The 238-nt window shown below is 70.6% G+C and carries 1 protein-coding gene; it reads left to right on the forward strand.

Going from position 1 to position 238, the window contains the following annotated elements; all coding sequences use genetic code 11:
* A partial coding sequence (locus KZZ07_RS27420) for an EAL domain-containing protein (RefSeq protein ID WP_219520206.1) occupies window positions 1–238 on the forward strand: 238 nt, incomplete at both ends.

Below are 238 nucleotides of genomic sequence, written 5' to 3' on the forward strand. Positions count from 1 at the left end.
CTCTCCGCCCACGACCTCGCCTCGCCGGAGACCGTCCTGGCGATCCTGGCGGCGGTACGGGGCAGCGGCCTCGACCCGCGCCGCCTGACGCTCGAACTGACCGAGACCGCCCTGATGCGCGACTTCGATCACGCCAAGGCGGCCATCACCACCCTGCGCAGCCTCGGCATCAAGATCGCCCTGGACGATTTCGGGACCGGCTATTCCAGCCTGGGCTACGTCCACCGCCTGCCCCTGG

The sequence above is a fragment of the Mameliella sp. CS4 genome (assembly GCF_019392335.1).
Taxonomy (GTDB): Bacteria; Pseudomonadota; Alphaproteobacteria; order Rhodobacterales; family Rhodobacteraceae; genus Antarctobacter.